Origin of the sequence: Acinetobacter sp. YH16040_T (assembly GCF_024605785.1) — a bacterium.
Lineage (GTDB): Bacteria > Pseudomonadota > Gammaproteobacteria > Pseudomonadales > Moraxellaceae > Acinetobacter > Acinetobacter amyesii.
On sequence record NZ_CP094541.1, the window covers coordinates 591544 to 618242 of the forward strand.

General features: G+C 41.8%; 28 protein-coding genes and 1 pseudogene. 25 read left to right on the forward strand and 4 right to left on the reverse strand.

Annotated features, from left to right (window positions below; genetic code table 11):
- The first annotated feature begins 7 nt into the window (after nucleotides 1–7).
- The 14 genes from MST16_RS02805 to der all read left to right on the forward strand — a co-directional run bounded on the left by MST16_RS02805 (nucleotide 8) and on the right by der (nucleotide 13230).
- The gene (locus MST16_RS02805; protein ID WP_180011660.1) at nucleotides 8–418 is read left to right on the forward strand and encodes a hypothetical protein; all 411 of its coding nucleotides are present in this window, start codon (nucleotides 8–10) and stop codon (nucleotides 416–418) included.
- 475 nt (nucleotides 419–893) lie between these two features.
- Nucleotides 894–1367 (forward strand): sensor histidine kinase, encoded by a 474-nt coding sequence (locus tag MST16_RS02810; protein ID WP_180011662.1) that lies wholly within the window; start codon nucleotides 894–896, stop codon nucleotides 1365–1367.
- Nucleotides 1368–1486: 119 nt separating this feature from the next.
- Nucleotides 1487–2764, forward strand: coding sequence for a glycosyltransferase family 4 protein (locus tag MST16_RS02815; protein ID WP_373683470.1), 1278 nt, complete (start codon nucleotides 1487–1489; stop codon nucleotides 2762–2764).
- Between the two features lie 190 nt (nucleotides 2765–2954).
- Complete coding sequence (locus MST16_RS02820; RefSeq protein WP_180011666.1) at nucleotides 2955–3506, forward strand: phosphatase PAP2 family protein; 552 nt, start codon at nucleotides 2955–2957, stop codon at nucleotides 3504–3506.
- A 121-nt stretch (nucleotides 3507–3627) separates the two neighbouring features.
- Nucleotides 3628–3828 carry a Fe-S cluster assembly protein IscX gene (gene iscX / locus MST16_RS02825; RefSeq protein ID WP_078189615.1) on the forward strand — a complete coding sequence of 67 codons (201 nt, stop codon included), beginning with the start codon at nucleotides 3628–3630 and terminating at the stop codon, nucleotides 3826–3828.
- Between the two features lie 109 nt (nucleotides 3829–3937).
- Nucleotides 3938–4369, forward strand: coding sequence for a nucleoside-diphosphate kinase (ndk, locus tag MST16_RS02830; RefSeq protein ID WP_078189614.1), 432 nt, complete (start codon nucleotides 3938–3940; stop codon nucleotides 4367–4369).
- A 123-nt stretch (nucleotides 4370–4492) separates the two neighbouring features.
- A complete protein-coding gene (rlmN, locus tag MST16_RS02835) occupies nucleotides 4493–5728 on the forward strand; it encodes a 23S rRNA (adenine(2503)-C(2))-methyltransferase RlmN (RefSeq protein WP_078189613.1) in 1236 nt (411 codons plus the stop codon).
- Nucleotides 5729–5797: 69 nt separating this feature from the next.
- Nucleotides 5798–6547, forward strand: coding sequence for a type IV pilus biogenesis/stability protein PilW (gene pilW / locus MST16_RS02840; protein ID WP_373691629.1), 750 nt, complete (start codon nucleotides 5798–5800; stop codon nucleotides 6545–6547).
- Nucleotides 6538–7332, forward strand: a complete 795-nt coding sequence (locus tag MST16_RS02845; RefSeq protein WP_111884744.1) for a RodZ domain-containing protein — start codon at nucleotides 6538–6540, stop codon at nucleotides 7330–7332. Before pilW ends, MST16_RS02845 begins: the two co-directional genes overlap by 10 nt.
- A gap of 23 nt (nucleotides 7333–7355) precedes the next feature.
- A complete protein-coding gene (ispG, locus tag MST16_RS02850; RefSeq protein ID WP_180011668.1) occupies nucleotides 7356–8477 on the forward strand; it encodes a flavodoxin-dependent (E)-4-hydroxy-3-methylbut-2-enyl-diphosphate synthase in 1122 nt (373 codons plus the stop codon).
- Nucleotides 8478–8480: 3 nt separating this feature from the next.
- Nucleotides 8481–9776 carry a histidine--tRNA ligase gene (hisS, locus tag MST16_RS02855; protein ID WP_180011670.1) on the forward strand — a complete coding sequence of 432 codons (1296 nt, stop codon included), beginning with the start codon at nucleotides 8481–8483 and terminating at the stop codon, nucleotides 9774–9776.
- A 30-nt stretch (nucleotides 9777–9806) separates the two neighbouring features.
- Nucleotides 9807–10505 (forward strand): tetratricopeptide repeat protein, encoded by a 699-nt coding sequence (locus tag MST16_RS02860; protein ID WP_078189608.1) that lies wholly within the window; start codon nucleotides 9807–9809, stop codon nucleotides 10503–10505.
- Nucleotides 10502–11647: an outer membrane protein assembly factor BamB gene (gene bamB, locus MST16_RS02865; protein WP_078189607.1), complete on the forward strand. Its 1146-nt coding sequence runs from the start codon at nucleotides 10502–10504 to the stop codon at nucleotides 11645–11647. The genes MST16_RS02860 and bamB overlap by 4 nt, the downstream gene beginning before the upstream one ends.
- Nucleotides 11648–11820: 173 nt before the next feature.
- Entirely contained in the window at nucleotides 11821–13230 is a 1410-nt protein-coding gene (gene der / locus MST16_RS02870; protein ID WP_111884742.1) for a ribosome biogenesis GTPase Der, read from the forward strand.
- A gap of 76 nt (nucleotides 13231–13306) precedes the next feature.
- Here der and MST16_RS02875 read toward each other — a convergent pair whose 3' ends face one another.
- Complete coding sequence (locus tag MST16_RS02875; RefSeq protein WP_180011672.1) at nucleotides 13307–13876, reverse strand: hypothetical protein; 570 nt, start codon at nucleotides 13874–13876, stop codon at nucleotides 13307–13309.
- A 277-nt stretch (nucleotides 13877–14153) separates the two neighbouring features.
- Between MST16_RS02875 and MST16_RS02880 the strand changes: the two genes are divergently transcribed.
- Nucleotides 14154–14795 carry a 4'-phosphopantetheinyl transferase superfamily protein gene (locus MST16_RS02880; RefSeq protein ID WP_180011674.1) on the forward strand — a complete coding sequence of 214 codons (642 nt, stop codon included), beginning with the start codon at nucleotides 14154–14156 and terminating at the stop codon, nucleotides 14793–14795.
- 86 nt (nucleotides 14796–14881) lie between these two features.
- Here the strand turns inward: MST16_RS02880 and MST16_RS02885 are convergent, their stop codons facing one another.
- Nucleotides 14882–15301 carry a hypothetical protein gene (locus MST16_RS02885; RefSeq protein WP_180007221.1) on the reverse strand — a complete coding sequence of 140 codons (420 nt, stop codon included), beginning with the start codon at nucleotides 15299–15301 and terminating at the stop codon, nucleotides 14882–14884.
- Between the two features lie 165 nt (nucleotides 15302–15466).
- Nucleotides 15467–16243, reverse strand: coding sequence for an SDR family oxidoreductase (locus MST16_RS02890; protein ID WP_180011676.1), 777 nt, complete (start codon nucleotides 16241–16243; stop codon nucleotides 15467–15469).
- 104 nt (nucleotides 16244–16347) lie between these two features.
- Between MST16_RS02890 and mazG the strand changes: the two genes are divergently transcribed.
- The 9 genes from mazG to yjgA all read left to right on the forward strand — a co-directional run bounded on the left by mazG (nucleotide 16348) and on the right by yjgA (nucleotide 23021).
- Nucleotides 16348–17142: a nucleoside triphosphate pyrophosphohydrolase gene (mazG, locus tag MST16_RS02895; protein WP_180011678.1), complete on the forward strand. Its 795-nt coding sequence runs from the start codon at nucleotides 16348–16350 to the stop codon at nucleotides 17140–17142.
- On the forward strand, nucleotides 17120–17551 hold the full coding sequence (locus MST16_RS02900; RefSeq protein ID WP_180011680.1) for a ComEA family DNA-binding protein: 432 nt from the start codon (nucleotides 17120–17122) through the stop codon (nucleotides 17549–17551). The genes mazG and MST16_RS02900 overlap by 23 nt, the downstream gene beginning before the upstream one ends.
- A 134-nt stretch (nucleotides 17552–17685) precedes the next feature.
- Nucleotides 17686–19155, forward strand: coding sequence for a polynucleotide adenylyltransferase PcnB (gene pcnB, locus MST16_RS02905; protein WP_180011683.1), 1470 nt, complete (start codon nucleotides 17686–17688; stop codon nucleotides 19153–19155).
- The gene (gene folK / locus MST16_RS02910) at nucleotides 19152–19637 is read left to right on the forward strand and encodes a 2-amino-4-hydroxy-6-hydroxymethyldihydropteridine diphosphokinase (RefSeq protein ID WP_180011685.1); all 486 of its coding nucleotides are present in this window, start codon (nucleotides 19152–19154) and stop codon (nucleotides 19635–19637) included. The genes pcnB and folK overlap by 4 nt, the downstream gene beginning before the upstream one ends.
- A 46-nt stretch (nucleotides 19638–19683) precedes the next feature.
- Nucleotides 19684–20493 carry a 3-methyl-2-oxobutanoate hydroxymethyltransferase gene (gene panB, locus MST16_RS02915; protein ID WP_180011687.1) on the forward strand — a complete coding sequence of 270 codons (810 nt, stop codon included), beginning with the start codon at nucleotides 19684–19686 and terminating at the stop codon, nucleotides 20491–20493.
- A gap of 3 nt (nucleotides 20494–20496) precedes the next feature.
- A complete protein-coding gene (gene panC / locus MST16_RS02920) occupies nucleotides 20497–21345 on the forward strand; it encodes a pantoate--beta-alanine ligase (RefSeq protein ID WP_078192648.1) in 849 nt (282 codons plus the stop codon).
- A gap of 22 nt (nucleotides 21346–21367) precedes the next feature.
- Nucleotides 21368–22219 (forward strand): RNase adapter RapZ, encoded by an 852-nt coding sequence (gene rapZ / locus MST16_RS02925; protein WP_180011688.1) that lies wholly within the window; start codon nucleotides 21368–21370, stop codon nucleotides 22217–22219.
- Complete coding sequence (locus tag MST16_RS02930; RefSeq protein WP_067763492.1) at nucleotides 22216–22485, forward strand: HPr family phosphocarrier protein; 270 nt, start codon at nucleotides 22216–22218, stop codon at nucleotides 22483–22485. The genes rapZ and MST16_RS02930 overlap by 4 nt, the downstream gene beginning before the upstream one ends.
- 2 nt (nucleotides 22486–22487) lie before the next feature.
- Nucleotides 22488–23021: a ribosome biogenesis factor YjgA gene (gene yjgA, locus MST16_RS02935; RefSeq protein ID WP_180011690.1), complete on the forward strand. Its 534-nt coding sequence runs from the start codon at nucleotides 22488–22490 to the stop codon at nucleotides 23019–23021.
- Between the two features lie 175 nt (nucleotides 23022–23196).
- Here the strand turns inward: yjgA and MST16_RS02940 are convergent, their stop codons facing one another.
- Nucleotides 23197–24837, reverse strand: coding sequence for an acyl-CoA synthetase (locus MST16_RS02940; protein ID WP_180011692.1), 1641 nt, complete (start codon nucleotides 24835–24837; stop codon nucleotides 23197–23199).
- Nucleotides 24838–25372: 535 nt separating this feature from the next.
- Between MST16_RS02940 and MST16_RS02945 the strand changes: the two are divergent.
- Nucleotides 25373–26653 (forward strand): annotated as a pseudogene (locus tag MST16_RS02945) (D-arabinono-1,4-lactone oxidase).
- Nucleotides 26654–26699: the final 46 nt, after the last annotated feature.

Sequence of the window (26699 nt, forward strand, 5' to 3'; positions counted from 1 at the left end):
ATTTCCAATGAAAAGTATTTTACTCATCTCAGCAGCGTTATTTAGTTCAATGACATTTGCAGCGCCGAGTCGTTGTGAAATGGGACGAATCAGTGAAACCAATATGCACTTGGCGAATTACTATAATAGTCAAGCGGCAAGTTCATTTAGTGTCGATTGTTCCGGTAAATACCGCATACGCTTTAATAGCCGTAATTTGCAGGATACTTCGGGCAGTAGTTTTGTGACGAATGGCCCGATTAAGCTCAAAACACGGATGACTGTTTCAGGTGCGATGGAAAATCTGTGGAATGTTTCTACCGAGCAAGGCGCTGGCAAAAATAACTATGTGATTGCTGTGCGTTTGGTGGAGCGAGTGAATGCAACGACACCAGCAGGAATCTACCGCGATACAGTCTTTGTAAATATGGTGTTTTGAGTTGCTTAGCGACAAAATTTATTTCAAGCCCAAGGTGATTATATGCGGAGTGCTGATTTCGTTCATACCGCTAGATTGAAGCTTGATGATAGATATTTAGGTGAATCTTGGGCTTTAATCTAAGTAGCTTAATTTTCTGCTATGCATATAAAGTCAGAAATGAAGGAAATTTGATTTCAGCATATGCTTCCCCGAAAACTACTTTGGGTGTGGCGATTTTTTTTGCACTACGCTTGACTAAAAGTGTAAGACGAATTGAAAAATTTAATGGCACTTTGGCCACACTGGTCGCACAAACAAATGAGAGTAAATACACATTTTACACAATCATTATCAGTTGGAAATGGAAAATATTCGCTTGCAAGAGCGTATTCAAATAGCACATGACCTACATGATGGCTCAGCTCGATCATTGCGATTAATGGCATAGGCTGAGCAGAGCGCCAAAGATCTGACCAATCCACAATTTTTATCGATGTTGAAAATTTTAAGAGATGATTTACGACAGATCATTGATAGTGGTCCTAGTTTAGGCACTAAACTGCCTGAAACCCCTTTGTTATGGATGGCATCCTTTAGACACCGTTTTAATCAGTTATTTGATGAGCTCGATATACACGCTAAATGGTCAGTTCCTGCAAAATGGGAAGTGGATGTTACCCCATTGGAATGTCTAAGCTTACAGCGTGTAGCTGAAGAAGCATTAACCAATATTGTGAAGCATAGTCATGCGACCGTGGTGCAGATCCGAATTTATTATGAAAACACGGCATTGGTAATGGAAGTAGAAGACAATGGCGTGGGGTTTGATGTGGATCTGGTCAATCAAGCCGGTTTGAGTGTGGGGCTTCGTAGTAGGAGTGGGCGTTTAGAGCTGATGAACGCAGATATGCAAATCACTTCTCGTGTGGGTCAGACGATTTTAAAAGTGATTAAAAATTACGGATAAACCATGATTTTGTAGAAGAAATAAGATAATTTCTTTCAATAAACTGTCATCAAATAATCATCAAAATGCAAAAAACTGCTGCTTAAACTGTGGATAAACATTTATAAGAAGCGTGTAAGATCATGACAGAATCGGCTATCAATTTGGGGCGTATACAGGATGAACCTGCACGCTTTCAGTTCCAATTTAAGCATATGCAATCACGAATGGATGTGCAAACGGTCTCAACATTAATCCGTCCAGGTCTAAAAATCGCCATTGTTACAGATACGTGGGCGCCAGAAATTAATGGTGTTGCACATTCTTTATTGCAACTGTGTAAGGGCTTGCAGCAACAAGGCAACTCCATTTTTTTAATACGCCCAGAACAGTCCGAAAGTTGTCAGGATTTTCGACCTGATCAAGAGTGTTTGGTTCGAGCGCAGTCGATTCCTAAATATTCAGGTTTACAATTTGGCTGGCCGCAACTGATCAAACTCAGTAAAGCTTTAAAAAAAGCCCAAGTCGACATTGTGCATATAGTCACTGAAGGGCCTTTGGGTTTTGCTATGCTCCAACTGGCGCGTTCATTACAGATTCCTGTTTCCAGTGGCTTTCACTCGGCCTTTCATGATTTTAGTCGCTTCTTTGATTTAGCGTTTTTAATGAAGCCTGTACAACATTATTTACGATGGTTTCATAACAATACTCAACTTACCTGTGTACCGAGCCAAGATACTGCAGATGCCTTGCATCGATTAGGTTTTAGTTGTCCATTGGTGGTGGTGGGACGAGGTGTGGACCATAGTCGATTTTCTCCCTCACATTATCGAGCAAAACTGAGACAACAGTGGCAAGCAGATGAACATACCCGCGTGATGCTCTATGTCGGACGGCTATCTCCTGAAAAAGAAGTGGATGTTTTAATTTCTGCCTATCGTTCGATGTTGGCTATGGATGCACGAACGAAATTGGTCATTGTGGGTGATGGGCCTGATCGTGAACGACTAATGCAACTGGCAAAATCCCTAGATGTTATTTTTATGGGAAGTTTAAGTGGTCAGGCTTTATCGGAAGCCTATGCCAGTGCGGATGTTTTTGTTTTCGCAAGTCAGGTTGAGACCTTTGGTAATGTGGTTTTGGAGGCGATGGCTAGCGGATTGCCTGTGATTGCATATAATGCTGCATGTGCCCAACTGCACGTGAGAAATCAGCAAACGGGATGGTTATGTCATTTATCTCGAACCGATAAATTTATACGTCTTATGCAGCAATTGCCGCAACGCGCTAAATTAAAAACCATGGGCATCGAGGCGGCAAAAGACGCTGCTAAAATTGGATGGCAATATCCCGTACAGCAATTTGAGCAAGCGCTATATCGCGTGGTGGATCAAGCCATGATGAGCCAATGGAGCTAGCGCTATTGGTTATATACTGGTTGAGCATCCTCATAACCAATATTCATTGAACTGTCATCAAAGCATCATTGCACTGTCAAAAAGACAACTTAAGCTGAGTCAAACACAGAACTAAACTTGTAAAAATAACAACACAAATCTAGCTCAACCCCAACATAGTCAGACTTTGACTGTAGATAGGAGATTAGCGATGAATTTTAAAAATGCAAAAACAAGAATGCTGCATCTCGATTTAAAAGGCTGTATTTATCTCAATCATTTTTCACATCAACAAGTTGTCGCTGACATATTTAAAATGGTGAGTCGACTTGGTGATGGTGTGTTTTGGTATGTCATGTTGGTGACGGTTTGGATCGTGCAGGGCATCTCCTACAGTGTGCAAATCGTCTATGTATTACTGGGTGGTTTCGTCGGTACCTCGATCTATAAACTCCTCAAAAAGAAAACTGTGCGCCCAAGACCGTACCAAGTGCATCAAGTGATTCGCTTAGGTGAACGCCCTCTAGATCATTTTAGTTTTCCATCGGGGCATACTCTACATGCGGTCATGGCAACAACAGTGCTGGGCTATATTCAACCCATGCTGTTGGTCTTAATGTTGCCTTTTAGCTTATTGGTGGCATTATCTCGCATGATCTTAGGTTTGCATTATCCAAGTGATGTCGCTGTCGGTGCTGCTATAGGTGCTGCCGTCGGTGCTGCGATTATTCTCTGTGCACCTCTTTTTGGTTTGGTTTTATAGTTTGAAGTGGACATCTCAATTGCAAAATCTGGTAATAAAAAAATTAAAAGGGTTTATCACGTCCAATTGCTGAAATTTGTTAAAGTAAGCCATCATTCTATAGACGATGTTAGGAAGACCCATGGGTTTACGCTGGACAGATACCATTGATATCGCAATTGAGCTGTATGAAGCTCACCCTGATGTTGATCCGCAATGGATACGCTTTACTGACCTACATGCATGGGTATGTGCATTGCCAAATTTCACTGATGACCCTGAAAAGTCGACTGAAGGTCTGCTTGAGGGAATTCAGATGGCCTGGATTGATGAGGCAAGTTAATCCCTACATCGAAAAAAGCAATTTTTTTGTATAGCAAAAGCAGAAAATAGCGCATTATTCGGTATAATGCGGCAAATTTTTCACGTCAAATTGACTTAAGGAGCCTCTCATGGCTATTGAACGTACTTTATCTATCGTTAAACCAGATGCAGTTGCTAAAAACCACATCGGCGACATCTTTGCTCGTTTCGAAAAAGCTGGTCTTCAAATCGTTGCAACTAAAATGAAACACTTGACTCAAGCTGAAGCTGAAGGCTTCTACGCTGAGCACAAAGAACGTGGTTTCTTTGGTGACCTAGTTGCATTCATGACTTCTGGTCCAGTTGTAGTTTCAGTTCTTGAAGGCGAAAATGCAGTTCTTGCTCACCGTGAAATCCTTGGCGCAACTAACCCTAAAGAAGCTGCTCCTGGTACTATCCGTGCAGACTTCGCTGTAAGCATCGACGAAAACGCTGCTCACGGTTCTGACTCTGTAGCATCTGCTGATCGTGAAGTTAACTACTTCTTCGCTCAAACTGAGATCGCTCCACGTACTCGTTAATTCGAAGTATTCGAACCAGATAAGTGGTATACTGCTTGTCTGGTTTTTTTATTCTCTGAATAATTCTTCGCTCAAATACTGAGCATCTCCTTTGATCTTTAGACATGGTTTAGGTAATTACACATGAGTACTGAAGTAGTCGCTACATCAGCTGTTTCTGATGCACAGCAACAATCTCCATCCGCTCCGACGCAGCAAAATACTGTGGAGAAAGTGAATTTACTGGGCATGTCACGTCCGCAAATGGAAAAATTCTTCGAAGAAATGGGGGAGAAAAAGTTCCGTGCTGGGCAGGTGATGAAATGGATTCATCAGTTCTTCGTGACTGATTTTGCTGAAATGACCAATATTTCTGGTAAATTGCGTGAAAAACTAGAAAAGATTTGTGAAATTAAAGCGCCTGAAGTGGTGCATAAAAATTATTCAAAAGACGGTACTCGTAAATGGGTGTTCCGTGTAGGTGATGGTGCAGGTTCATTGGTTGAAACCGTGCTCATTCCTGCAGAAGATAAAACCGGCGCACGTAAGACCTTGTGTATTTCGTCACAAGTGGGCTGTGCTCTGGACTGTTCATTCTGTTCAACTGGGAAACAAGGTTTTCAACGTGACTTGAGCCAAGCTGAAATTATTGGACAGCTGTGGATGGCGAACTTCTCTTATATGGAAGATGTGCCAGTTGCGGATCGTGAACGTTCAGTGACCAACGTGGTGATGATGGGCATGGGTGAGCCGTTGTTGAACTATGATGCTGTATTGAATTCAATGCGTATCATGTTGGATGACTTTGCGTATGGCATGTCGAAGCGTCGTGTGACTTTATCAACATCAGGTGTGGTGCCTAAAATTGACCAATTGGCACAAGACATTGATGTAGCCTTGGCAATTTCACTCCATGCGCCAAATGATGAACTACGTAACGAACTTGTTCCGATCAATAAAAAATATCCGTTGGAACAGTTGATAGCAGCGTGTCAGCGTTATATCGCCAAAGATGGTAATGAAAGTTCGCGTAAACACGTGACCATCGAATACGTGATGTTAGATGGTGTAAATGACCATCCTGAACATGCACAGCAAATGTTAAAGCTGTTGAAAAACCTACCAAGCAAAATTAATTTAATTCCGTTTAACCCGTTCCCGCATGCGCCATACGGTCGTTCAAGCCGTAACCGTATTATTTCTTTCCAAAAAACTTTGTCTGATGCCGGTTTTGTGTGTACGATTCGTCAGACACGTGGTGATGATATCGACGCTGCGTGTGGACAACTCGTGGGGCAAGTTGCTGACCGTACTCGTCGTGCGGAGCAATGGAAAAAGAAAGTTGCGCAGCAAAATGAGATACTGCGCTCACAAGGATAATAAAGAGGCAGCCAATTGAAAAAGTTAACGTATAAGTTCACTTTCGTTTCAGCTTTATGTGCATCGGTTTTGGCATTAACAGCATGTCAAACGCCTGAGATTGGGAAAAAAGACCCAGAGAAAGCCGTAAAAATCAGAACGCAATTGGCTGTTGAACACCTGAAAGCAGGGGATTTGGACTCTGCTAAACGTGCATTAGATCAGGCTTTAGAGGTGGATTCTCGCGATTCCCAAGCCAATATGATGATGGGTGTCTTACTACAACGAGAAGGCAGTCCAGCCAACTTAGAAAAAGCAGATAGTTATTTTAAGCGTGCAATTTCAGCAGACTCAAAAAATTCTCAAGCACGTAACAACTACGGTACGTATTTATATCAAGTTGAGCGCTATAATGATGCGATTGAACAGTTCAGCATCGCAGGTTCAACTTTAGGTTATGATCAACGTTTCAAAGCATTGGAAAATTTAGGTCGAATTTACCTGAAAGTGGGTGATGTGGCGAATGCTGAAAAATCATTCAAACAAGCTTTGCAGGCTAATCGTGATTCCTATGTTTCAATGTTAGAGTTGTCTGAAATCTTTTATTTGAATCAGCAGTTCCCTGCTGCCACACAAATGTATGAACAATTTGTACGTGCAGTAGGACAAAAAAATCAGGGTGCGCGTGCACTCTGGATTGGCATTCGAACAGCGCGTGCCAATGGCGACAATTTGGGTATGCAAGTACTGGTTAACCAGTTACGTGCTTTGTTCCCAGAAAGTCCTGAATACCAACGCTATTTGCAATTACAGTACAGTACTGAGGCCGTATGGAAGTAAATCCTAATTCACCGCAATCGAATGGTTCGAGCGTAGCTCCAAATGCATTAGGAAATGTACAACGCCCAGGTGAGTATTTACGTCAAGTACGTATTACGCAAAAACTGGAACTTGAAGCTGTCGCATCAGAACTCAATATTCCATTAAAAACACTGACTGCACTTGAGCAAGATGATTATAAGTCATTGCCTGAAGCAACCTTTATTAAAGGTTACTACCGTACTTATGCCAAATATTTAAAAGTTGATGCCACCAATATCATTCAACGTTTTGATGATATTTATGCCAATGATACGGGATTGTTGCCAAATCACGCGTTAAACAATTCACCGATTAAAATTATGGGTAAATTACCCGGTTCTAACCGTGACCGTAATCGTAAATGGATCAAACGGGGTCTGATTGCATTGGCGGTGTTGGTGGTCATTGGTGCGATCGTGGCAGCGATTCAGGGCATGACCTCGGGCAGCGATAATGAAGACGCTGTGACCAGTGATGTCGCTTCAGAAGTTCAAGTCCTCGACATGAATGGCGGAAATGCAGCGGTCAGTGGCGATCAATTGACATTGACCTTCAGTAGCCCGACTTCAGTACATATTGTTGATTCGACGGGTAAGGTGTTGGCGACAGGTCGTCAAGCATCGACGCTCAACTTAAACGGTGAAACACCATTCCAAATTCGTTTGGATGATGCAACAGTAGTGTCATTAAGCTTAAATAATGAAAATATTTCATTGTCACCATATACCGTAAACGGCAAAGCAGATTTCCGTTTATCACGTTAAGGGACAACAGAGCAGACTGAACAATGATTGAAAATCCAATTAAGCGCCGTCCAACGCGTAAAATTAAAGTAGGTTCGGTGTATGTCGGTGGTGATGCGCCGATCAGCATCCAAAGTATGACCAATACTGAAACCTGTGATGTCGAAGCGACCGTGGCACAAATTCAGCGCTGTGTAGACGTCGGTGCGGACATCATGCGTGTTTCTGTACCGAGTATGGAAGCTGCTGAAGCTTTTGGTGAAATTCGTAAACGTGTGCAAGTGCCATTGGTTGCCGATATTCACTTTGATTATAAAATTGCTTTACGTGTTGCAGACCTTGGTGCAGATTGTTTGCGTATTAACCCGGGTAATATTGGCTCAGAAGCTAAAATTCGTGAAGTGGTAGCTGCTGCACAACATAATGACATCTCTATGCGTATTGGTGTCAATGCAGGTTCGCTCGAAAAAGATATTCAAAAGAAATATGGTGAGCCTACAGGTCAGGCCTTGCTTGAATCTGCAATGCGCCATATTGATATTTTAGACCGTTTAAATTTCCATGAATTTAAAGTGTCAGTCAAAGCATCCAATGTCTTTCTGACTATGGATGCTTACCGATTACTTTCTGCACAAATTGATAACCCATTACACTTAGGTGTGACTGAAGCAGGTGTCTACCGTACGGGTTCAGTCAAATCTGCTATCGCTTTAGGCGGTTTGTTGATGGAAGGCATTGGTGACACCATGCGTATTTCATTGGCAGCAGAGCCTGAAGAAGAAATCAAAATTGGCTTTGATATTTTAAAATCATTGGGCTTACGTTCAAACGGCATTAACTTTATTGCGTGCCCAAGTTGTTCACGCCAAGAGTTTAATGTCATCAAAGTCATGCAAACATTGGAAGAGCGTTTAGAAGATATTCGTACCCCAATGGATGTATCGGTGATTGGTTGTAAAGTGAATGGTCCGGGTGAAGCCAAAGAAGCCGATATTGGTGTAGTAGGTGCAAGTCCGCGTTCACTGGTGTATCGTAATGGCGAAAAGAGCCATTTAATTGACACAAATCAGTTGGTTGACGAAATCGAAGCGATGGTTCGTCAACGTGTTAGCGATCTTGAAGACGCTAAAGCTAAAGAGATTATTCGCACAAGTTTTTCTGAGTAGATCATGAGTTCAATCGTCGCAATCAAAGGTTTTAATGACATTCTCCCTACGCAAAGTCCTGCATGGAGACGTCTAGAACAGCATCTATCAAGCCTGATGGATGCTTATGGTTATCAGCAAATTCGCTTGCCGATTGTGGAGCAGACTCATCTGTTCAAACGTTCTATTGGTGATGCAACGGATATCGTTGAAAAAGAAATGTACACATTCCTAGATAAAGGTAACCCGCCTGAGTCTTTGACTTTGCGTCCAGAAGGAACAGCAGGGTGTGTACGTGCAATGCTTGAACATAACTTACTTCGTGGTGCTACACCGCGTGTATGGTATGTCGGCCCAATGTTCCGCTATGAAAAACCACAAAAAGGTCGCTACCGTCAGTTCCATCAATTTGGCGTAGAAACCTTTGGTGTTGCAACACCAGATCAAGATGTAGAATTGATTTTAATGACTGCGCGTTTGTGGAAACGCATGGGCGTTGCAGATAAAGTTCAATTAGAACTCAATACTTTAGGTGAGTCTGATGAACGTGCAGCTTATCGTGCGGCATTGGTTGAATTCTTAGAGTCACATAAAAATGACTTAGATGAAGATTCACAGCGTCGTCTAACTACGAATCCACTGCGTATTTTGGATTCTAAAGATGCGAAAACACAAAGCATTTTGGAAAATGCGCCAAAACTTCACGACTTTATGGGTGAAGAAACGTTGGCTCACTTTGCTCAATTGCAGCAGTATTTGACTGACGCTGGTGTTGGTTTTGTGATCAATCAAAAATTGGTTCGTGGTCTCGACTACTACAATAAAACGGTCTTTGAATGGACAACTACACACTTAGGTTCTCAAGGAACGGTATGTGCTGGTGGTCGTTATGACGGTTTAGTCGGTCAGCTTAAAGGTAAAGCAGACCAGTCTGTGCCTGCTGTTGGTTTTGCAATGGGTATGGAGCGTTTGCTTCTTCTACTTGAACAAGTGGAAGACAATACTCCTGTACGTGACTGTGAGCTATTCTTGGTTTCAGATCCTGCAACTCAAGGTAAAGCGTTGGTGCTTGCTGAACAAATACGTGATCAACTTGAAGCAGCCGGTAGCAACATTCGCTTAAAAGTTGGTTCACAAGGTTCAATGAAATCGCAAATGAAAAAAGCCGACCAATCGGGTGCTTTATTTGCTGTGATTTACGGTGAACGTGAGCAAGCAGCAGGGCAAGTGCTGGTAAAAGAGCTAGCGATTGCAGAACAACACGAAGTGAATGTGGCAGACTTTGTTGCCTTCATTATCGAAAAAATTTCTTCAAAATAATCCCTATAACATAAGGAAAAAGGTAATTTCATGAGCGCATTGAGTGAAGAAGAACAACTTGATAATTTAAAATCGTTTGCTAAAAAATATGGCTCTGCCATTGTTAGCGGCATTTTAATTGCGTTGATTGCCTTTTTCGGATGGGAATACTGGCAGAAGAAAACTTTGGCTGAATCACAAATGCAAACAGCCAAAGTCCAGCAGTTAATGGATGATGCTCAGTCGGCGACAGGCGATGCGTTTACACAACTTTCTGCGACTGCAGATAAAATTGTAAAAGAAGCGCCAGATTCGCCACAAGCCATCCAAACTCAGTTGCTTATGGCAAAATTGGCGTATGATAAAGCGGATTATGCCAACGCTGAAAAAGCTTTGAAAAAAGTTGAAAATTCAAAAGTTGACGATGCGGGCTTAGTTCAATTGGTGAAATTACGTTTAGCGTATGCACAATTGGCACAAAAGAAATTTGATGAAGCATTAAAAACTTTAGAAGCGGTTAAAGAACCTGCTTTTCAAGCAACTGCAGATGAAGCCCGTGGCGATGTCTATGTTGCGAAAAATGATATCGAAAATGCAAAGAAAGTTTATCAAAGTGCATGGGATGCTTTGGTTGAGCGACAAGAAGAACGTCAAATTTTACAAATTAAACTCGAAAGTGTAGGCGTTTTAGTTGATGATCCTGAAATTGAACGTCCGATTATAGATACACAAGTGGAAGCAACTGAATGAATAGAAAATACAAAATTACCTGTGCGCTGACAGTTTTAACACTTGCTTTGGCTGGTTGTGCAAATAAAGGAAAAGTAGAAAAAGTAAAACCAAATCCTTTACCAAAATTGGAACAGGCAAAAACTTTAGCACCTGTATTTTCAAACAGTGTGGCTTCAACTGAGGAAGCGGATCCACTGCGTTTACGTATGGATGCAGATAATGGCGTTGTTTTTAGCGTAAACCCTAACGGTGAAGTTCAAGCCTACAAAGGTAAAGAGCGTTTATGGCAGAAGAAAATCTCTAAGCAAGGTTTGACTGCAGGTGTTGAAGCTGCTGACGGTATCGTGGTTGTCGGTAATGCAAAAGGTCAATTATTTGCATTAGATCAGGCAACAGGTGAGCAAAAGTGGACTGCGCAATTAACCGGCGCGTTACTTTCACCGTCGTTGATTCAAGCAGGTCGCGTTATTTCAGTTACCAATGATGGTACGGTATACGCAAACGATGTGGCAACGGGCCAACAAACTTGGACCTATAACTTGCCAAATGTGCAGTTTAGTTTACGTGGTATGGCAGCACCGGTATCACTCGATGCGCGTCATGTTCTCATCGCTTCTTCAAATGCCTATATCTATGTGATTGATGCATTGAGCGGTATTCCGAAAATGCAGCGTCGTGTTGCAGTGTCAGACGGTCGTTCAGATGTACAACGTCTCATTGATATTGACGGTGAACCGACTGTAGCAGGTCAATTTTTAATTACCACCAGTTACCAAGGCCAAGTGACAGCACTTGATCTTGCATCACAACAAGTGATCTGGAGTAATGATGCGAGCAGTATTCAGCGTCCTGAAGTTGCAGGCAATGGTGTCTTTGTGACACAAACTGATGGTAAAATTGTGGCTTACGAAATTACCACTGGTCAAACATTGTGGGAAAATGACCAATTGCTTAATCGTAATTTGAGTAACCCAGTGATGTTAGGTCAAGACCTTGTGGTTGGTGATCTGGATGGTGTACTTCACTTAATCAACCCAGCGACAGGCGAGTTGGTTGGTCGTTCTAAAACCAGTGGTGAAGTACGTTCACTACGTGTAATTGACAACCAATTATATGTGTCGACACGTAAGGGTGCATTAAGCATTTGGCAGAACCGTTAATTTTTCTGCGGCTTATGTTAAAATAAGCCAAACCGTATTTTTAACGCGGGGGATTGAATCATCAATGCCCCGTGTTTTTATTTATTTTAGGCATTTATCCTATTTCCATTCTTCCTAAGCTTTCTGATGTTCAGACCAGACCAAACTGGCTGATCTGGAATAAAGGTTAATCTATGAAACCCGTAATTGCGCTCATTGGTCGTCCGAACGTCGGAAAATCAACGTTGTTTAACCAGATAACCAAGAGCCGTGATGCTCTCGTTGCTGACTTTGCAGGTCTGACTCGTGACCGTAAGTATGGTGACGCGACTTATCAAAATAAATCCTTTATCGTCGTTGATACTGGGGGTATTGGCGAAACTGAGGGCGGTATCGACTCGTACATGGCAGAACAGTCAAAAACTGCCATTAATGAAGCAGATATTATTGTCTTTGTGGTCGATGCGCGCGCAGGCTTATTGGCATCTGATGAGCAAATTGCACGTGACTTACGTACGCTAGGTAAAAAAGTTTATCTTGTTGCCAACAAAGTTGATGGTGTACATGCCGAAGCAGCTTTAGTTGAATTCTTCAAATTGGGTATGGGTGAACCACTTCAAGTGGCTGCCAGCCATGGTCGTGGTGTTCAGCAAATGCTTGAAGAAGTGTTGGCTGATGTACCTGAAGATGAAAGTGAAGAACAACACGATAAAGACACAGGCTTACGTTTAGCGATTATTGGTCGTCCAAACGTAGGTAAATCGACTTTAGTGAACCGTTTGTTGGGTGAAGACCGTGTGGTTGCATTTGACCAACCGGGTACTACACGTGACTCGATTTATATCCCATTTGAACGTGATGGCCGTAAATACACATTAATCGATACTGCGGGTGTACGTCGTAAAGGTAAAGTGGACGAAATGATCGAGAAATTCTCGATTGTGAAAACTTTACAAGCGATGAAAGATGCGCATGTTGTGGTTATTGTTGTCGATGCACGTGAAGGGATCGTTGAGCAAGACTTGCATTTGATCGGTTATGCGCTTGAAGCAGGCCGTGCGATGGTGATTGCCATCAACAAATGGGACAACATGTCTGACTACGACCGTAAACAGTGTAAATTAGATGTTGAACGTCGTTTTGACTTTATTCCTTGGGCAAAAATTCACTTAATTTCTGCACTTCACGGTACAGGTGTTGGTGATCTTTATCCATCGATCCACCGTGCTTATGATTCTTCGCATTTGAAAGTATCACCTGCGAAAATCACTCAGATCTTGAATGATGCAACTGATGCGCACCAACCACCAATGGTTCAAGGTCGTCGTATCAAAATGCGTTATGCACATATGGGCGGACAAAATCCACCGACGATTGTGATTCATGGTAACAAAGTCGATAAAACGCCAAATGACTATCGTCGTTACCTAGAAAACGTGTTCCGTAAAGTTTATAAACTTGAAGGTACGCCAGTCAAAATTGAATTTAAAACCTCTGATAACCCATTTGAGGGTCGTAAGTCGCAAATCGATGAGCGTACGGCTGCACGTAAACGTCGTTATGTTCAGAAGTTCAAAAAAGCGGAAAAGAAATTCAAACGCTAAGTTTAGATGAACAAAAAAAGCCTGCAGATATGCAGGCTTTTTTATTTCACTTTATTTATCTAAAAAGATGTAGAAATTAGTTTTTACACTTTTTAGCTTGGCGGTAAATATCAATATTATCCAGATTAGTTTGAGCAATTTCCATGGCTTGCTGTGCGCTGCTGCTATCCTGTTGTGTATTTTTATTGCCAGAAAAAGCTGTCGCAAATTGTCCCATACGCGCGGCTGTTTCAGATTGACCTGAAAATGCGGATAGCGCGTTGCCAGCAAGACCAGCCCATTTTGAAACTTGATTATTTTGCTGTGCAGACGCTTGGCTTAATGCCAGTTGCGATGCTTCCAATGTGCGTTCGAAAGTTTTACGTTCAACGCTTAGGTCAGTGCAATCTAAGGTTTTTAAATAACTGGTACTATAAACACTATTGTTGGTTTGGCTAGCTTGATTGAAATTTGAGGCATAGCCACGGTCTGCTTGAGCTACGGCATAGGCAGCTTCTTGACGGCTTTGATTCATACGTGCTTCAGCTTGGTCCATGATCGCGCCATTTTTGGCACCCATCACTGCAACGGCCGCATCCAATAAACCTGCTTGAGCGAAACATGGTAGGACACAAAGTGAACTGATTAAGGTGATTTTTCTTAGCATCTGGTTTACCCCGAGTTTTAAATTAAAGTTATAAGAATCTAGAGTATTTTACCTAATTAAAGATGTATTTGAAATATTTATTATACTTAAGTATTTGAATATATTTATAATATTAAGTATTTCTTAATTAATATTATATATTCTTAAACTGGGTTTTAAAATTTAGCTGAGTCAAATGACCGATGCGCTCATCTCTATGGTAGTGTATTTTGTGTCGGGCAGTCGCATAAAATATAGCGTCATGGATGTAGTGTAAAAGATATTGGATCAACAACTTATGGCGAAAATTCAGCTTGAATATAGTGCAATTACTGACTTCTTTGTGGAGCCGCATGGCTTGAGTCGTCAAGAGGGAATTGCTGTGCGTAAACAAGCCATTTACCAATATCGCAATCAATTACTTGCGCAGCAGCTTAATAGATCAGTTGAAAATTCAGATTTTTCAAAGTCTTCGTTTGGTAAGCCTTTTCTTCCTGATTTGCCACATTTTCATTTTAATCATAGTCATAGCCAGCAGCATTATGTATTGGCCAGCAGTGAAAAAATCGCCAATATTGGTGTGGATATTGAGGATTTAAATCGAAAAGTTCGTTTTGATGCGATGGCTCAACATAGCTTTCATCCCGAAGAATTGCTCAATTGGGACAGTTGTGAGCATGATCCTGATTTTTGGTTTAAAGTTTGGACCACCAAAGAGGCGGTACTTAAAGCGTCAGGTTTAGGGATTCGAGTGAACCTGAATGAACTGAATACACAGTGTCATCCTGAGCAGAATGGTGGGATGTGTAGCCATCCCGCAATTGGCACTTTTGCTTATCAGAATATTCAACTGCCGCATGTGATGTTGACGGTGGCATGGCAAAGTGAACAATCTTGCCGAGGCTTTCATTTGCCTAATATTGAGTTGAATGTCTTATAAATCGGTATGAAATAAAATCATCATGAAAAAAGCCCTGTTCTGGCTGAACAGGGCTTTTTTTTAAATTAATCTAAACTGGCTTTAGATTAGATTTTGCATTTTTTAGAACCTTGGTAGATACCAATGTTGTCGATGTTTGCTTGAGCAGCAGATTTGTTCGCTTGTTGAAGTTCAAGATTACCTGCTTCTGAAGTATCTTGCTCACCAGCCAAGCTGTTTGCAATGTTGCCTGCACGAGCAGCTTTTTCAGAGTTACCACCGAAAGCAGCAAGAGCGCCACCCGCTAAACCAGCAAATTTGCTCAATGATTTGCCTGGCGCTTGAGCAGATGCTTGGATGTTTGCAATGTTTTTGTCAGCAGCTTCTAAAGAGCGCTTAGCATTCGCTTTTTCAACAGCAAGAGTTGCACAATCCATCGCTTTTAATTCTGAAGATGCGAATTGAGTTGTAGCAAAAGCAGAAATTGAAATAGAAGTAACAGTTGCAAGAACAAGTAATTTTTTCATGAAATAATTCACTTTTATTGTTAGAAAATAAACGCCCGAAAGTAATGGGCGGGTGAATATTATTCAAAAAAAGGAATTTTGTCCTGTTAAAATGTGACAATTGTGTAACTTTGTGTAATTTGCGTACAAATATGATTGCAAAATTAAATGATTAGTAACACGTTGCTATTTGGGTTTTTGTGCAATCCAAATATTACTTAAGCGGTTGACAAATTGCGGGCTAAACTTCGATAAATTAAATAAAAATTTAGCTTTCATCCCTACAGGTGTATGTGTGGCCATTAAGACCGAATCCCGTTTTTGTACCAAGGCATAAATTTGCTGAGCGACATCGCTCGGTTGAAGATTGACGCCCATTTTCTTAACACTTTGTGCATCCATGTCTTGCACCATCGCGGTTTGAACAAATAAAGGCATCACATCTAAAACGCGAATATTGTATTTTTGCCATTCAATATCCAAGCTTTCAGTGAACCCGCGGACAGCAAATTTAGATGTAGCATAACTGGCTAAATCCGCTTGTCCATAAATTGCTGAAGCCGAAGAGAGGTTAATCACACGAGCAAAATTGCTTTGTTTTAAATAGGGAAATGCCGCATAGCAACCGTTTATCACCCCTTTGACATTGATATCAATCGTACGGTGGTGTGCAGACAGTTCCGTATGTTCAAAGCTACCTGAATACAGAATTCCGGCATTATTGACTAAGATATTCAGCTGACCTGCCCATGCAACAAATTCAGCTAAAGCGCTTTGCCATTGCTCTGGTTGTGTCACATCTAAAAGCCCAGCTTTGGCATGGCTACCGAGTTCAGCAGCTAATGAGGTGACTTGAGATTGGTTAATGTCGTAGAGCCCAACTTTATAGCCTTGTTGTATGAACAGTCGTGCAATTGCTGCGCCAATCCCTTGTCCTGCACCGCTAATAAAAATACTTTGCATGTTATGCTTCCCTGAATTGAGTTGCTCATTCCCTGAGTGAATTTTGAGCATATCAAATTCTGTAATCGAAACAATGTACTGATGAGTAAATAGCTGGAGTTCACATGGAACAATTATTAGCAGTGATGAAAGAATTACGTGAAAAATGTCCATGGGATCAAAAGCAAACCCCAGAAAGTCTGACTCGTTATGCTATAGAAGAGGCCTATGAAGTTGAAGCGGCGGTTCGTTCAGGTCAGATTGACGATGTGCGAGATGAACTGGGGGATTTGTTGCTGCAAGTGGTTTTTCAGTCGCAGATATATAGCGAACAAGGCGCGTTTGATTTTCAAGATGTGGTGCAAGCCATTACAGATAAATTAATTCGCCGTCATCCCCATGTGTTTCAGGCAGAGCAGTTCTCAGCACTCAATGCGGATGATGTGGCAACACTATGGAAACAGATTAAACAACAAGAAAAAGGAGGGAAATTAGCATCAAGATTAGATGAGGTTAAACATGCTCCTGCATTAAGCCAAGCAGATGAAATTCAAAAAAATGTGGCGAAAATTGGCTTTGATTTTCCAGATATTGAAGGGGCTTATGGCAAGCTTGAGGAAGAGCTGGGGGAATTAAAAGAGGCTTTGGCAGGCAAAAAATCCGACGAAATATTTGATGAATTTGGTGATTGCTTATTTTCTCTGGTGAATGTTGGACGTAAGATTGGCATCTCAAGTGAGATGGCACTTTTAAGTACCATTCATAAATTTAGAAGCCGCTTTGCTTATATTGAAGCACAAGCCACATTACAACAAAAACATGTAGAAGACCTGTCTCTGACTGAAATGGATCAGTTGTGGGAACAGGCAAAACAACAATTAAAACAACAGGCTAAATATGTACCGCATCCTAAAGAATAAATACTTTACGCAACTACTTGTCTTGGTTTTGGGTTTAATGGCAGATTTGACTTATGCTCAAAGCCCTTCGGGCTACGCGGAATGGAAAGCCATGCAGCAAGCTCAAGATCAGCAATTAAAAAAGCAATCTGAGGCCACTAAGTCCAAAGCGACAACTGCACCGAGCAATACCAACTATTATTTGTCACGACCCAGCACTCAGCAAAATAGCCGATCAGATCAAGTACGCTTAAATACAGCCTCAGTTGATGAACTGCAAACATTACATGGGATTGGTCAGAAAAAAGCAGAAGCCATTGTGCAATATCGTAAAAGTAATGGCTTATTTAAAAGCATTGATGATATTCAACAGGTTAAGGGCATCGGTCCTGCGCTGTTTGCTAAAAATAAAGCAAAATTGGCACTTTAAGTGAAGTGTAAAAAAAAGAATTAGGTTAAGCTCAGCTTGAGCATCGAGATAATCAAATTGCCCTTTGATTGTGTTAGAGATATCATTAGCGACATCTTAAGAATTTTACGTTCAGACGTAGGAGACAGCGTCTTTTGCAAACTTTGCGCGCGTCCAAATGTGGTTTATCAACCGCACAATTACCTTCTTCCATTTTAGATGTGATTGATGCCTTAACTAAGGCAGGCTATGAAGCTTATATCGTGGGTGGCGGTGTCCGTGACCTAATGTTGGGTTATGCACCTAAAGATTTTGATGCCGTAACTAATGCGACACCAGCTCAGGTGAAAGAAGTCTTCGGGCGACGTTGCCGAATTATTGGTCGTCGTTTTGAGCTGGCGCATGTCTACTCAGGACGTGAACTGATCGAAGTTGCGACCTTTCGTGCGCCACCTAAAAAAGCCGTGACTTCTGCTGCGGGCATGATTTTACGTGATAATAATTGGGGTACGATTGAGCAAGACTTTGCACGTCGTGACTTCTCGATCAATGCAATGTATTACCAACCACGCAAAGGTGAAGTGCTAGATTTTTGTCATGCAGTAGATGACATTAAGCATAAAACGTTGCGTTTATTGGGTGATCCACAATTACGTTTTGAAGAAGATCCTGTGCGGATGCTTCGGACTTTACGTTTTGCAGCCAAATTAAACTTTAATATTGATGAAAAAATTCTGGATGTTTTTACTCCAGAACTCACTCAATTGCTGCGTGATGTGTCTCCACATCGTTTATACGATGAGTCACAAAAGCTCTTTACCATGGGGCATCTCAATCGCGTCTTACCGATGCTGATCGATTTTGGTATTTGGTATCAATTATTTGCAGATATCAAACCGGTCGTAACCCCATTTATTGAGTTGGCTGCAAAAAATACCGATCAACGTATTTCGATTGGGAAAACCATTAACCCTGCATTTTTCTATGCCGTGTTATTGTGGATCCCGTTCCAAGAACGTTGTACGTTCTATCTGAATAAAGGTGTAGTTCCTGCTGAAGCGCGTGCTCAAGCTGGTTTAGATGTATTGAAACGTCAGGCTACACGAACCATTATTCCACGCTTTGCAGAAACATTTATTCGTGAAGTTTGGGAAATGCAAACCCGTTTGCTGAATCCAAAACCACAGCAAATTGAAGCACTATCAGGTCATGCGCGTTTCCGTGCAGGCTTTGACTTTCTGCTGCTGCGTGAAAAATCGGGCGATACAAGCACGCAAGGTATGGGCCAGTGGTGGGATGCTTATCAGCAGATGAGCACTGACGAAAAAGAACTGGCAATTAGCCAATACAATCGTCAACGTGCCAAGAGTCGTCGTAAAGCGGCGCATGAAGATGTGGAAGCCAAAACTTCTACTCATCAGCAAGTTGAAATTGAACCGCTGGTGAATGAACCAGAAAGCAGAAGTCGCCGTCAACGTAAGCCTAAATCACATGCCAACAGTCCAGCGACAGTGTCAATCGTGGCAGCGTCAGCCAGTGGTGAAATTGGTGCAGATCATCCGATTTTAAAACGTAAACGTGTGAAACGAGATTTGACTCAGGTTATTTTTGGGCCAACACAATGACGCTGACATATATTGGTTTAGGCAGTAATTTAGGTGATTCTCTACAGATCCTTAGTGAAGCGGTGCATAAACTTGCAACACTCGGAAAAGTGAAAGTCTCAAAACTGTATCAAAGCCCGCCAATGGGGCCACAAGATCAGCCGAATTATTTAAATGCAGCGGTTGCATTAGAAACTCATCTAGCGCCTTTGGCTTTGTTGGATGAATTGCAACGCTTTGAACAAGAGTCGGGGCGTGTACGCCTACGTCATTGGGGGGAGCGTACACTTGATTTAGATTTACTGATTTATGGTGAACAGCACATTCAAAATGAACGTTTGACGGTGCCTCATGTTGGTGTTTTAGAGCGTGATTTTGTGTTGAAACCTTTGTTGGATTTAGATGAGAATCTACAGATTAAAGGACAACCATTAAAAGATTTACCTATTTTGAATAATCCAAATTTAACTGTATTGGATGCAGGAAACTGGGCCCATCTTTAATTTTTGTATGACCACTTGAGAAAGCCGTCATCTGAGGAATATTGAAATGATTAGTCTAAGTGACTTGAAAAAATTTAAAGCGGAAGGCCGCAAATTCTCCTGCCTGACTTGCTATGATGCGAGCATGGCAAAAGCAATGGAAGTTGCTGAAGTCGATAGTATTCTGATTGGTGATTCATTGGGGATGACCATTCAAGGGAATGACTCAACTTTGCCTGTCACTGTTGAAGATATGGTATATCACACTGCAGCAGTGCGTCGTGGCAATAAACATGCTTTTATTTTGACTGATTTGCCCTTTATGACCTATGCCACTTTGAATGACGCTTTAGTAAATTCAAAGATCGTGATGCAAGCAGGCGCGCAGATGGTCAAATTGGAAGGTGGCGCATGGTTGTCAGAAACAGTTGAAGTATTGACCCGTAATGGTATTCCGGTGTGTGTGCATTTAGGGTTAACTCCGCAATCGGTTCATGTGTTTGGCGGTTATAAAGTGCAAGCACGTACACGCGAAACCGCGGATCAACTCATTGCAGATTGTAAAGCTGTGGTTGATGCAGGTGCAGCACTTTTACTTTTGGAATGTGTTCCTGCCCAAGTGGGTAAAGAAATTAGTGAATTATTCCCAAATACACCTGTGATTGGGATCGGTGCCGGTGCAGATACGGATGCTCAAGTCTTGGTTCAACAAGATATGTTGGGACTGACGTTTAGTCACGTGGCGAAATTTGTTCGCAACTTTATGAAAGAGCAAGCAGGGGAAACGGCAATTGTGGATGCGTTTAAGGCGTATCATGCTGCCGTACTAGATGGTAGCTTCCCTGCCAAAGAACATACATTCCAAATTGAGCTGTAAGACATGAAAACTGAAACAACGATTCAAGGTTTAAGTGCATCGCTAAATCCAGCACGTGCTGCGCGCAAAATCATTGGTTTTGTACCAACGATGGGGAACTTGCATGAAGGTCACCTTAATTTAGTTCGTGAAGCACGTAAACTGTGTGATGTCGTGGTGGTGAGTATTTTCGTTAACCCAATTCAGTTTGGTCCAAATGAAGACTTTGACAACTATCCACGTACTTTGGAACAAGATCAGCACTTATTGGCTGAAGTGGGTTGTGACATCGTGTTTGCGCCGACTGTTGAACAAATGTATGGCAACAAACCGCGCTTAACCAATATTAGCGTGGGCGGCATTACCAATGATTTGTGTGGCGAACAGCGTCCGGGTCATTTTGACGGTGTTGCTGTTGTTGTGACAAAACTCTTTAATATTGTTCAACCGAATTTTGCATTCTTTGGGCAAAAAGATTACCAGCAACTTGCAGTGATTCGTCAGTTTGTACGTGACTTAAATATTCCACTAGAAGTGATTGGTGTGCCGATTACTCGTGCCGAAGATGGTTTAGCATTGAGCTCACGTAATGGTTATTTAAGTGCGGAAAATCGTGCGATTGCACCAACGATTTACCAAAGCTTGAAAACGGCTGAGGCAGAATTACATGCTGGAACTCAACTGGCAGATGTGTTAGCGAATATTAAAGCAACATTGACAGCAGCGGGTTTTGTTGTGGACTATGTTGAAGCACGTACACCTGAATTACAGAAAATTGAAGAATTTGATCAAGACGTGGTGTTGTTTATTGCGGCTAAATTAGGCGCAACACGTCTTATTGATAATATGCAGGTTAAATATACTGCAGTTTAAAACGGCTATGGGGTAGCAAGCGATGAAGCGCATTTTAATTGTTACAGGACAATCTGGATCTGGAAAGTCATCTGCATTACAGATACTTGAGGATTTGGGTTATTACTGTATCGATAATTTGCCATTGGCCTTACTCCCCGAAATTGTTGAAAAACTCGATTCAGAAAATAATCTTGAACAATTGGCACTGGGTGTGGATGTCCGCAGTACACGTGCAGATTTACAAGAGTTCGATTTGGTTTTTCAACAGCTACAACGCCATGGCTCAGTCGATATTATTTATTTGACCACGCGTGATCAGGAATTGATTGCGCGATTCAGTTCATCTCGACGTCCCCATCCGTTGGCAAGTCGTTTCAAAAGTTTAAATGAGTGTATACAGGAAGAAAAATCTTTACTGTTGCCGATTCAATTACGCTCGACAGTACATATTGATACTACAGATAAGAGCGTACATGATTTAAAACATACCTTGCTGTCTAAACTTGGACAGGCAGATAATTTAATTTTGATCTTACAGTCTTTTGGCTATAAGCATGGTATTCCACTCGATGCAGATTATGTTTTTGACGTCCGTCATTTGCCCAATCCGCACTGGGATATGGAATTACGTAAGTATTCAGGATTAGATGAGCCAGTTCGTCAGTTTTTACAACAAAGTGAACAAACCAATGAAATGTTCCAAGATATTTATCATTTCTTGGATAAATGGCTGCCGGCATTTGCCGAAGGGCATCGTCATTACATGACGGTGTCGATCGGTTGTACAGGTGGGCAACACCGTTCGGTATATATCGTAGATAGACTAAAAAAAGCACTTGAGGCAAAATGGTCTATTCAGGTTCTACATAGAGAAATGAAGCACTGGTCATGATCGACACAACTGTTGACGTAATTAATAAACTGGGTTTACATGCGCGTGCATCTGGCAAGCTAATCGAAGTCACGACCAAATTTCGCTCGTCGATTCAAATTGGTAAGGGTGGAAAATTAGTAGATGCCAAAAATATTATGTCTTTGCTGATGCTTGGCGCAGGCAAGGGCACAACTTTACGCTTAGTGATTGAAGGTGCAGATGAAGAAAAAGCTTTATCTGAAATTCAAGCACTGTTTGCGGCAAAATTTTACGAGGCAGATTAAACGTGGCACGTCGACCGAATCGCTATACCGAAGAAGACTTTGAATCCTTAGAAGGACGTGCAAGTAAAACTGAGCAAAAGAAAGCTGTACAACGTATGGCTGCTTTGGGCGAGGAACTTGCAAAACTGAATCCTAAACAGATTAAAAATCTTCCTGTTGAAGAGCGTCTGATCGAAGCACTACTAGATGCACAAACAATTACTTCACATGAAGCGCGACGCCGTCAGTTTCAACGTGTAGGTAAATTACTGCGTAATGAAGATGAAACCATGATTTTATCTTACTTAACCCCGCAGCAAGGTGCGAAAAAAACAGCGCAGCTTCAACGCTGGACTGAACGTATGATTGCCCAAGGTGATCCCGTCATTAAAGAGTTCATGAAAGCACATAATGCTGCTGAACATCATCCTATTCGTCAGCATATTTTGCGTATTCAACGTGATATAGCCAAAAATGTAAGCGAAGAAGAACTGGCTGCGTCAAAGTTGAAATTGTTTAACTACATTCAACAAGTGGCTTTATTATCTGATAACTAATGCATGATTAGATAGCCAAGTACTTAGATAGCTCAATGATCAGAGAATTCAACATGATCTGATCATTGAAGCAAAACGTGAAGTTATAGACTTCACATCAAAAAAGCGACCTGATTAGGTCGCTTTTTTTGCTTAAATGATTGAAAAAATCATGCTTAGCTTTTGAGTCTTAACATTAACCAAATTCACCAACAGCGCGCTCTTTAGCCCATTCACGGAGAACGAACTTCTGAAGTTTACCTGTCGAGGTTTTTGGAATTTCGGTAATCACTACATCTTTAGGTACTTTGAAACGTGCAAGGTGCTGCTTACAGAATTCGATCAGTTCTTCAGGCGTTGCTTCTTTACCTGCTTTTAATTCAATAAAGGCACAAGGCACTTCTTGCCAACGAGGGTCAGGTTTTGCAACCACTGCAGCGGTCAGTACAGCAGGGTGTTGATATAGAATTTCTTCTACTTCGAGCGATGAAATGTTTTCACCCCCTGAAATGATCACATCTTTAGAGCGGTCAGTAATTTTGGCATAACCGTCAGGTTGGCAGACTGCTAAGTCGCCGGTATGGAACCAGCCACCGGCAAAGGCTTCAGCCGTTGCTTCTGGGTTTTTCAAATAACCTTTCATTACGATGTTGCCACGGAACATGATTTCGCCCATGGTCTGGCCATCATGCGGAACAGGTAACATGGTTTCAGGATCAATGACTTTCATGCCGTCTTGAAGCGGGTATGGTACACCTTGGCGAGAATGCAGCTGTGCTTGTTCTTGAATGGAAAGATCAGACCAGCCTGCTTGCGATGCGCAAAGTGCCGATGGACCATATGTTTCAGTCAAACCGTAAACATGTGTGACATTGATACCAATATTACGCATCCCTTCAATAATCGCTGCAGGTGGCGCTGCACCAGCAACCATCACTTCAACGCGATGGTCAAATTGTGCTTTTTTCTCTTCAGGCGTATTGATCATCATTGAAAGTACGATTGGCGCACCGCAGAAATAATCTACTTTGTGTTCAGCAATCAGTTTGAAAATCAGTTCAGGATCGATTTTACGTAGACAAATATTGGTTCCGCCATTGGCTGCCATTGTCCAAGCAAAGCACCAGCCATTACAGTGGAATAGAGGAAGCGTCCACAGATACGTTGCACGTGGCGTCATGCCGCAAGCAATGATGTTACTCGCTGCATTGATATATGCGCCGCGGTGATGATACACCACGCCTTTTGGATTCCCTGTGGTGCCTGAGGTATAGCTTAAGCTAATGGCATCCCATTCATCTTGGGGTAAATGCCATTCAAAGTTGGCATCGCCTTGCGCCAACCAGTCTTCAAATTCAATTTGTCCGATCGGTTGTGCTGTGCCTTCAAATTCAGCATCTGCCACATCAATGACATAAATATCTTGATCGATTAAAGCTAAAGCTTCTGTGGCAACCTGAGTAAATTCAGGGTCGACCAACAGGACTTTGGTTTCTGCATGTTCCAGCATGAAGGCAATGGTTTTCGCATCAAGACGTGTATTTAGCGTATTTAGTACAGCACCCGCCATCGGTACGGCAAAGTGTGCTTCAACCATAGCTGGAACGTTCGGTAATAACACAGACACGGTGTCGTTTTTGCCAATGCCTAATTGTTGCAACTGATGTGCAAATTGACGACAGCGGTTATACGTTTGGCGCCATGAAATATGACGATTGCCGTGGATAATGGCATTCTGATCAGGATAAATATAGGCTGCACGCTCTAAATAACGTAGAGGCGAAAGTGCCACAAAATTTGCCGGGGTCCGTGGCAATTCATCGTATGCGCTAACCATCGTGGTACTCCAAGTCCATGTATATTTGTTTTAAATCTGACTTAACAATAATTCAGTCCTTAGCTTCTCTGCATTTATGCTTTAGTCGAGTATTTATACTAAATTTTTAAGTGATTGAAATTGAATAAAATAAAAACAGTAAGGTGAAGAAAATGAACCCTATGGTTCTCAAAATTGATTTTTTAGCATAAATAATTTAGTTGAAAAATATACAGGTGTTGTTGGTTTTTTATACTGATTTGGCAGATATTTCCGTGTGTGATCCTCTTTGTTGATTCGGTTTGAATGATGCTTAACGAATAATGTAGAGCGCCTTGAATAGTCTTTGTGGGGGTATAAACGAATGATTTTTTCTTTAATTGATCGTGGCTTATTTACTGTTTTATAACAATAAACTTAAGTTTGAGAAGATGCTGAACTTCGTATAATCTAAGTAAAAAATCAAGATGGCTTGTGCATTAACATTGCAAAAGCGGAAATCAAAAATAAAACAATACGGCTAAATACAATAAAAAGTATGGCGACAAGGATGAATATGACAATTCAACACGACATTGCATGGGAAAATTGGTCAGGTGCTCAGAAGTCGATCCCGAAGTCATTTATACAACCGCAAAATCTTGAGCAATTAATGGATGTGGTGCAATACCATCCTAAGATTCGCTTGGTTGGCGCAGGGCACTCATTTAGCCCTTTGGCAAAAACCACAGATACCTTAGTACGTTTAGATCATCTCAAAGGCATTCTAGATATCGATGCTGAACACTGCCAAAGTACCGTCCAAGCTGGCACACGATTATTTGATTTGGGTGAGAAGCTCGCGTCTTTTGATCAAGCACTGATTAATCAAGGGGATATTGATCGTCAAAGTTTGGCTGGGGCTATCGCAACAGGAACACATGGTACCGGACTCGAATTACCGTGTTTATCGGCATTGGTTAAGGGTTTCGAATTATTAACCGCGCAGGGAGAATTAATACAATGCAGTGCTGAACAGAACAGCGAAATTTTCCAAGCAGGGCGTGTTTCACTCGGGAGTTTAGGCGTGCTGACGCATGTACAGCTGCAAAACCGACCGATGTATAAACTCAAAGAACAAACGCGATTATGTCCGCTGAAAGATGTCTTGCAGAATATGCAGCAATGGCAATATGAACATCGACATATTGAGTTCTGGGCATTTAGTCATGCTGATCAGGTTATTTTAAAAACCTTAGATGAGACGGAAGATAACCTTCAACCGCGGAAAGAACAGTGGTTAGATGACGACGTATTACTCAAATTTTGTGCAGAATTGACGTGATTCTTTCCACCACTGAATCCATGGCTACAAAAATTATTAGGTGTTTTTGTCAAACCTTCGATGAGCGTAGACTGGTCAAGTCGAATTTTTCCTTCTGCTCGAAATACCAAATTTAATGAGACGGAATACCAGATTCCGCTGCAACACGGGATGAATTGTTTAGAAGAAATTTTGCATACCCTTCGACGACATAAGGTGCCGATGTTTTTCCCGCTAGAATATCGACTTGTACGTGGGGATGATATTTGGCTCAGTCCGTTTTATCAGCAAGATTCGGCCTCAATTTCGGTGCATCAGTTCTATAAGCAAGATTATCAAGTCATCTTTAAGCTCGTGGAGCCGATTTTTTTAAAATATGGCGGGCGTCCGCATTGGGGGAAATTGCATAGCCTAAATGCGCGGCAGCTTCAAAATGTGTACCCCAAGTGGCAAGATTTTTTGAATATTCGACAAGAATTAGATCCTCAGCAAAAGTGGCTCAGTCCCGAGCTACAGCAGTTACTGATTGATTAAGCATCGTGGAAGTTAAACATTGAAGACCAATTGAACGATATGAAAA

Bases quoted from the DNA above. Each gene is read 5' to 3' on its own strand.
- MST16_RS02810 (WP_180011662.1), top strand. From the start codon at position 894: ATGTTGAAAATTTTAAGAGATGATTTACGACAGATCATTGATAGTGGT.
- MST16_RS02940 (WP_180011692.1), bottom strand. From the start codon at position 24,837: ATGGTTAGCGCATACGATGAATTGCCACGGACCCCGGCAAATTTTGTG.
- ispG (WP_180011668.1), top strand. From the start codon at position 7,356: ATGATTGAAAATCCAATTAAGCGCCGTCCAACGCGTAAAATTAAAGTA.
- hisS (WP_180011670.1), top strand. From the start codon at position 8,481: ATGAGTTCAATCGTCGCAATCAAAGGTTTTAATGACATTCTCCCTACG.
- MST16_RS02900 (WP_180011680.1), top strand. From the start codon at position 17,120: ATGTACCGCATCCTAAAGAATAAATACTTTACGCAACTACTTGTCTTG.
- iscX (WP_078189615.1), top strand. From the start codon at position 3,628: ATGGGTTTACGCTGGACAGATACCATTGATATCGCAATTGAGCTGTAT.
- rlmN (WP_078189613.1), top strand. From the start codon at position 4,493: ATGAGTACTGAAGTAGTCGCTACATCAGCTGTTTCTGATGCACAGCAA.
- MST16_RS02890 (WP_180011676.1), bottom strand. From the start codon at position 16,243: ATGCAAAGTATTTTTATTAGCGGTGCAGGACAAGGGATTGGCGCAGCA.
- panC (WP_078192648.1), top strand. From the start codon at position 20,497: ATGAAAACTGAAACAACGATTCAAGGTTTAAGTGCATCGCTAAATCCA.
- MST16_RS02820 (WP_180011666.1), top strand. From the start codon at position 2,955: ATGAATTTTAAAAATGCAAAAACAAGAATGCTGCATCTCGATTTAAAA.
- der (WP_111884742.1), top strand. From the start codon at position 11,821: ATGAAACCCGTAATTGCGCTCATTGGTCGTCCGAACGTCGGAAAATCA.
- MST16_RS02880 (WP_180011674.1), top strand. From the start codon at position 14,154: ATGGCGAAAATTCAGCTTGAATATAGTGCAATTACTGACTTCTTTGTG.
- rapZ (WP_180011688.1), top strand. From the start codon at position 21,368: ATGAAGCGCATTTTAATTGTTACAGGACAATCTGGATCTGGAAAGTCA.
- MST16_RS02885 (WP_180007221.1), bottom strand. From the start codon at position 15,301: ATGAAAAAATTACTTGTTCTTGCAACTGTTACTTCTATTTCAATTTCT.
- folK (WP_180011685.1), top strand. From the start codon at position 19,152: ATGACGCTGACATATATTGGTTTAGGCAGTAATTTAGGTGATTCTCTA.
- MST16_RS02805 (WP_180011660.1), top strand. From the start codon at position 8: ATGAAAAGTATTTTACTCATCTCAGCAGCGTTATTTAGTTCAATGACA.
- MST16_RS02845 (WP_111884744.1), top strand. From the start codon at position 6,538: ATGGAAGTAAATCCTAATTCACCGCAATCGAATGGTTCGAGCGTAGCT.
- MST16_RS02875 (WP_180011672.1), bottom strand. From the start codon at position 13,876: ATGCTAAGAAAAATCACCTTAATCAGTTCACTTTGTGTCCTACCATGT.
- ndk (WP_078189614.1), top strand. From the start codon at position 3,938: ATGGCTATTGAACGTACTTTATCTATCGTTAAACCAGATGCAGTTGCT.
- bamB (WP_078189607.1), top strand. From the start codon at position 10,502: ATGAATAGAAAATACAAAATTACCTGTGCGCTGACAGTTTTAACACTT.
- MST16_RS02930 (WP_067763492.1), top strand. From the start codon at position 22,216: ATGATCGACACAACTGTTGACGTAATTAATAAACTGGGTTTACATGCG.
- MST16_RS02860 (WP_078189608.1), top strand. From the start codon at position 9,807: ATGAGCGCATTGAGTGAAGAAGAACAACTTGATAATTTAAAATCGTTT.
- panB (WP_180011687.1), top strand. From the start codon at position 19,684: ATGATTAGTCTAAGTGACTTGAAAAAATTTAAAGCGGAAGGCCGCAAA.
- mazG (WP_180011678.1), top strand. From the start codon at position 16,348: ATGGAACAATTATTAGCAGTGATGAAAGAATTACGTGAAAAATGTCCA.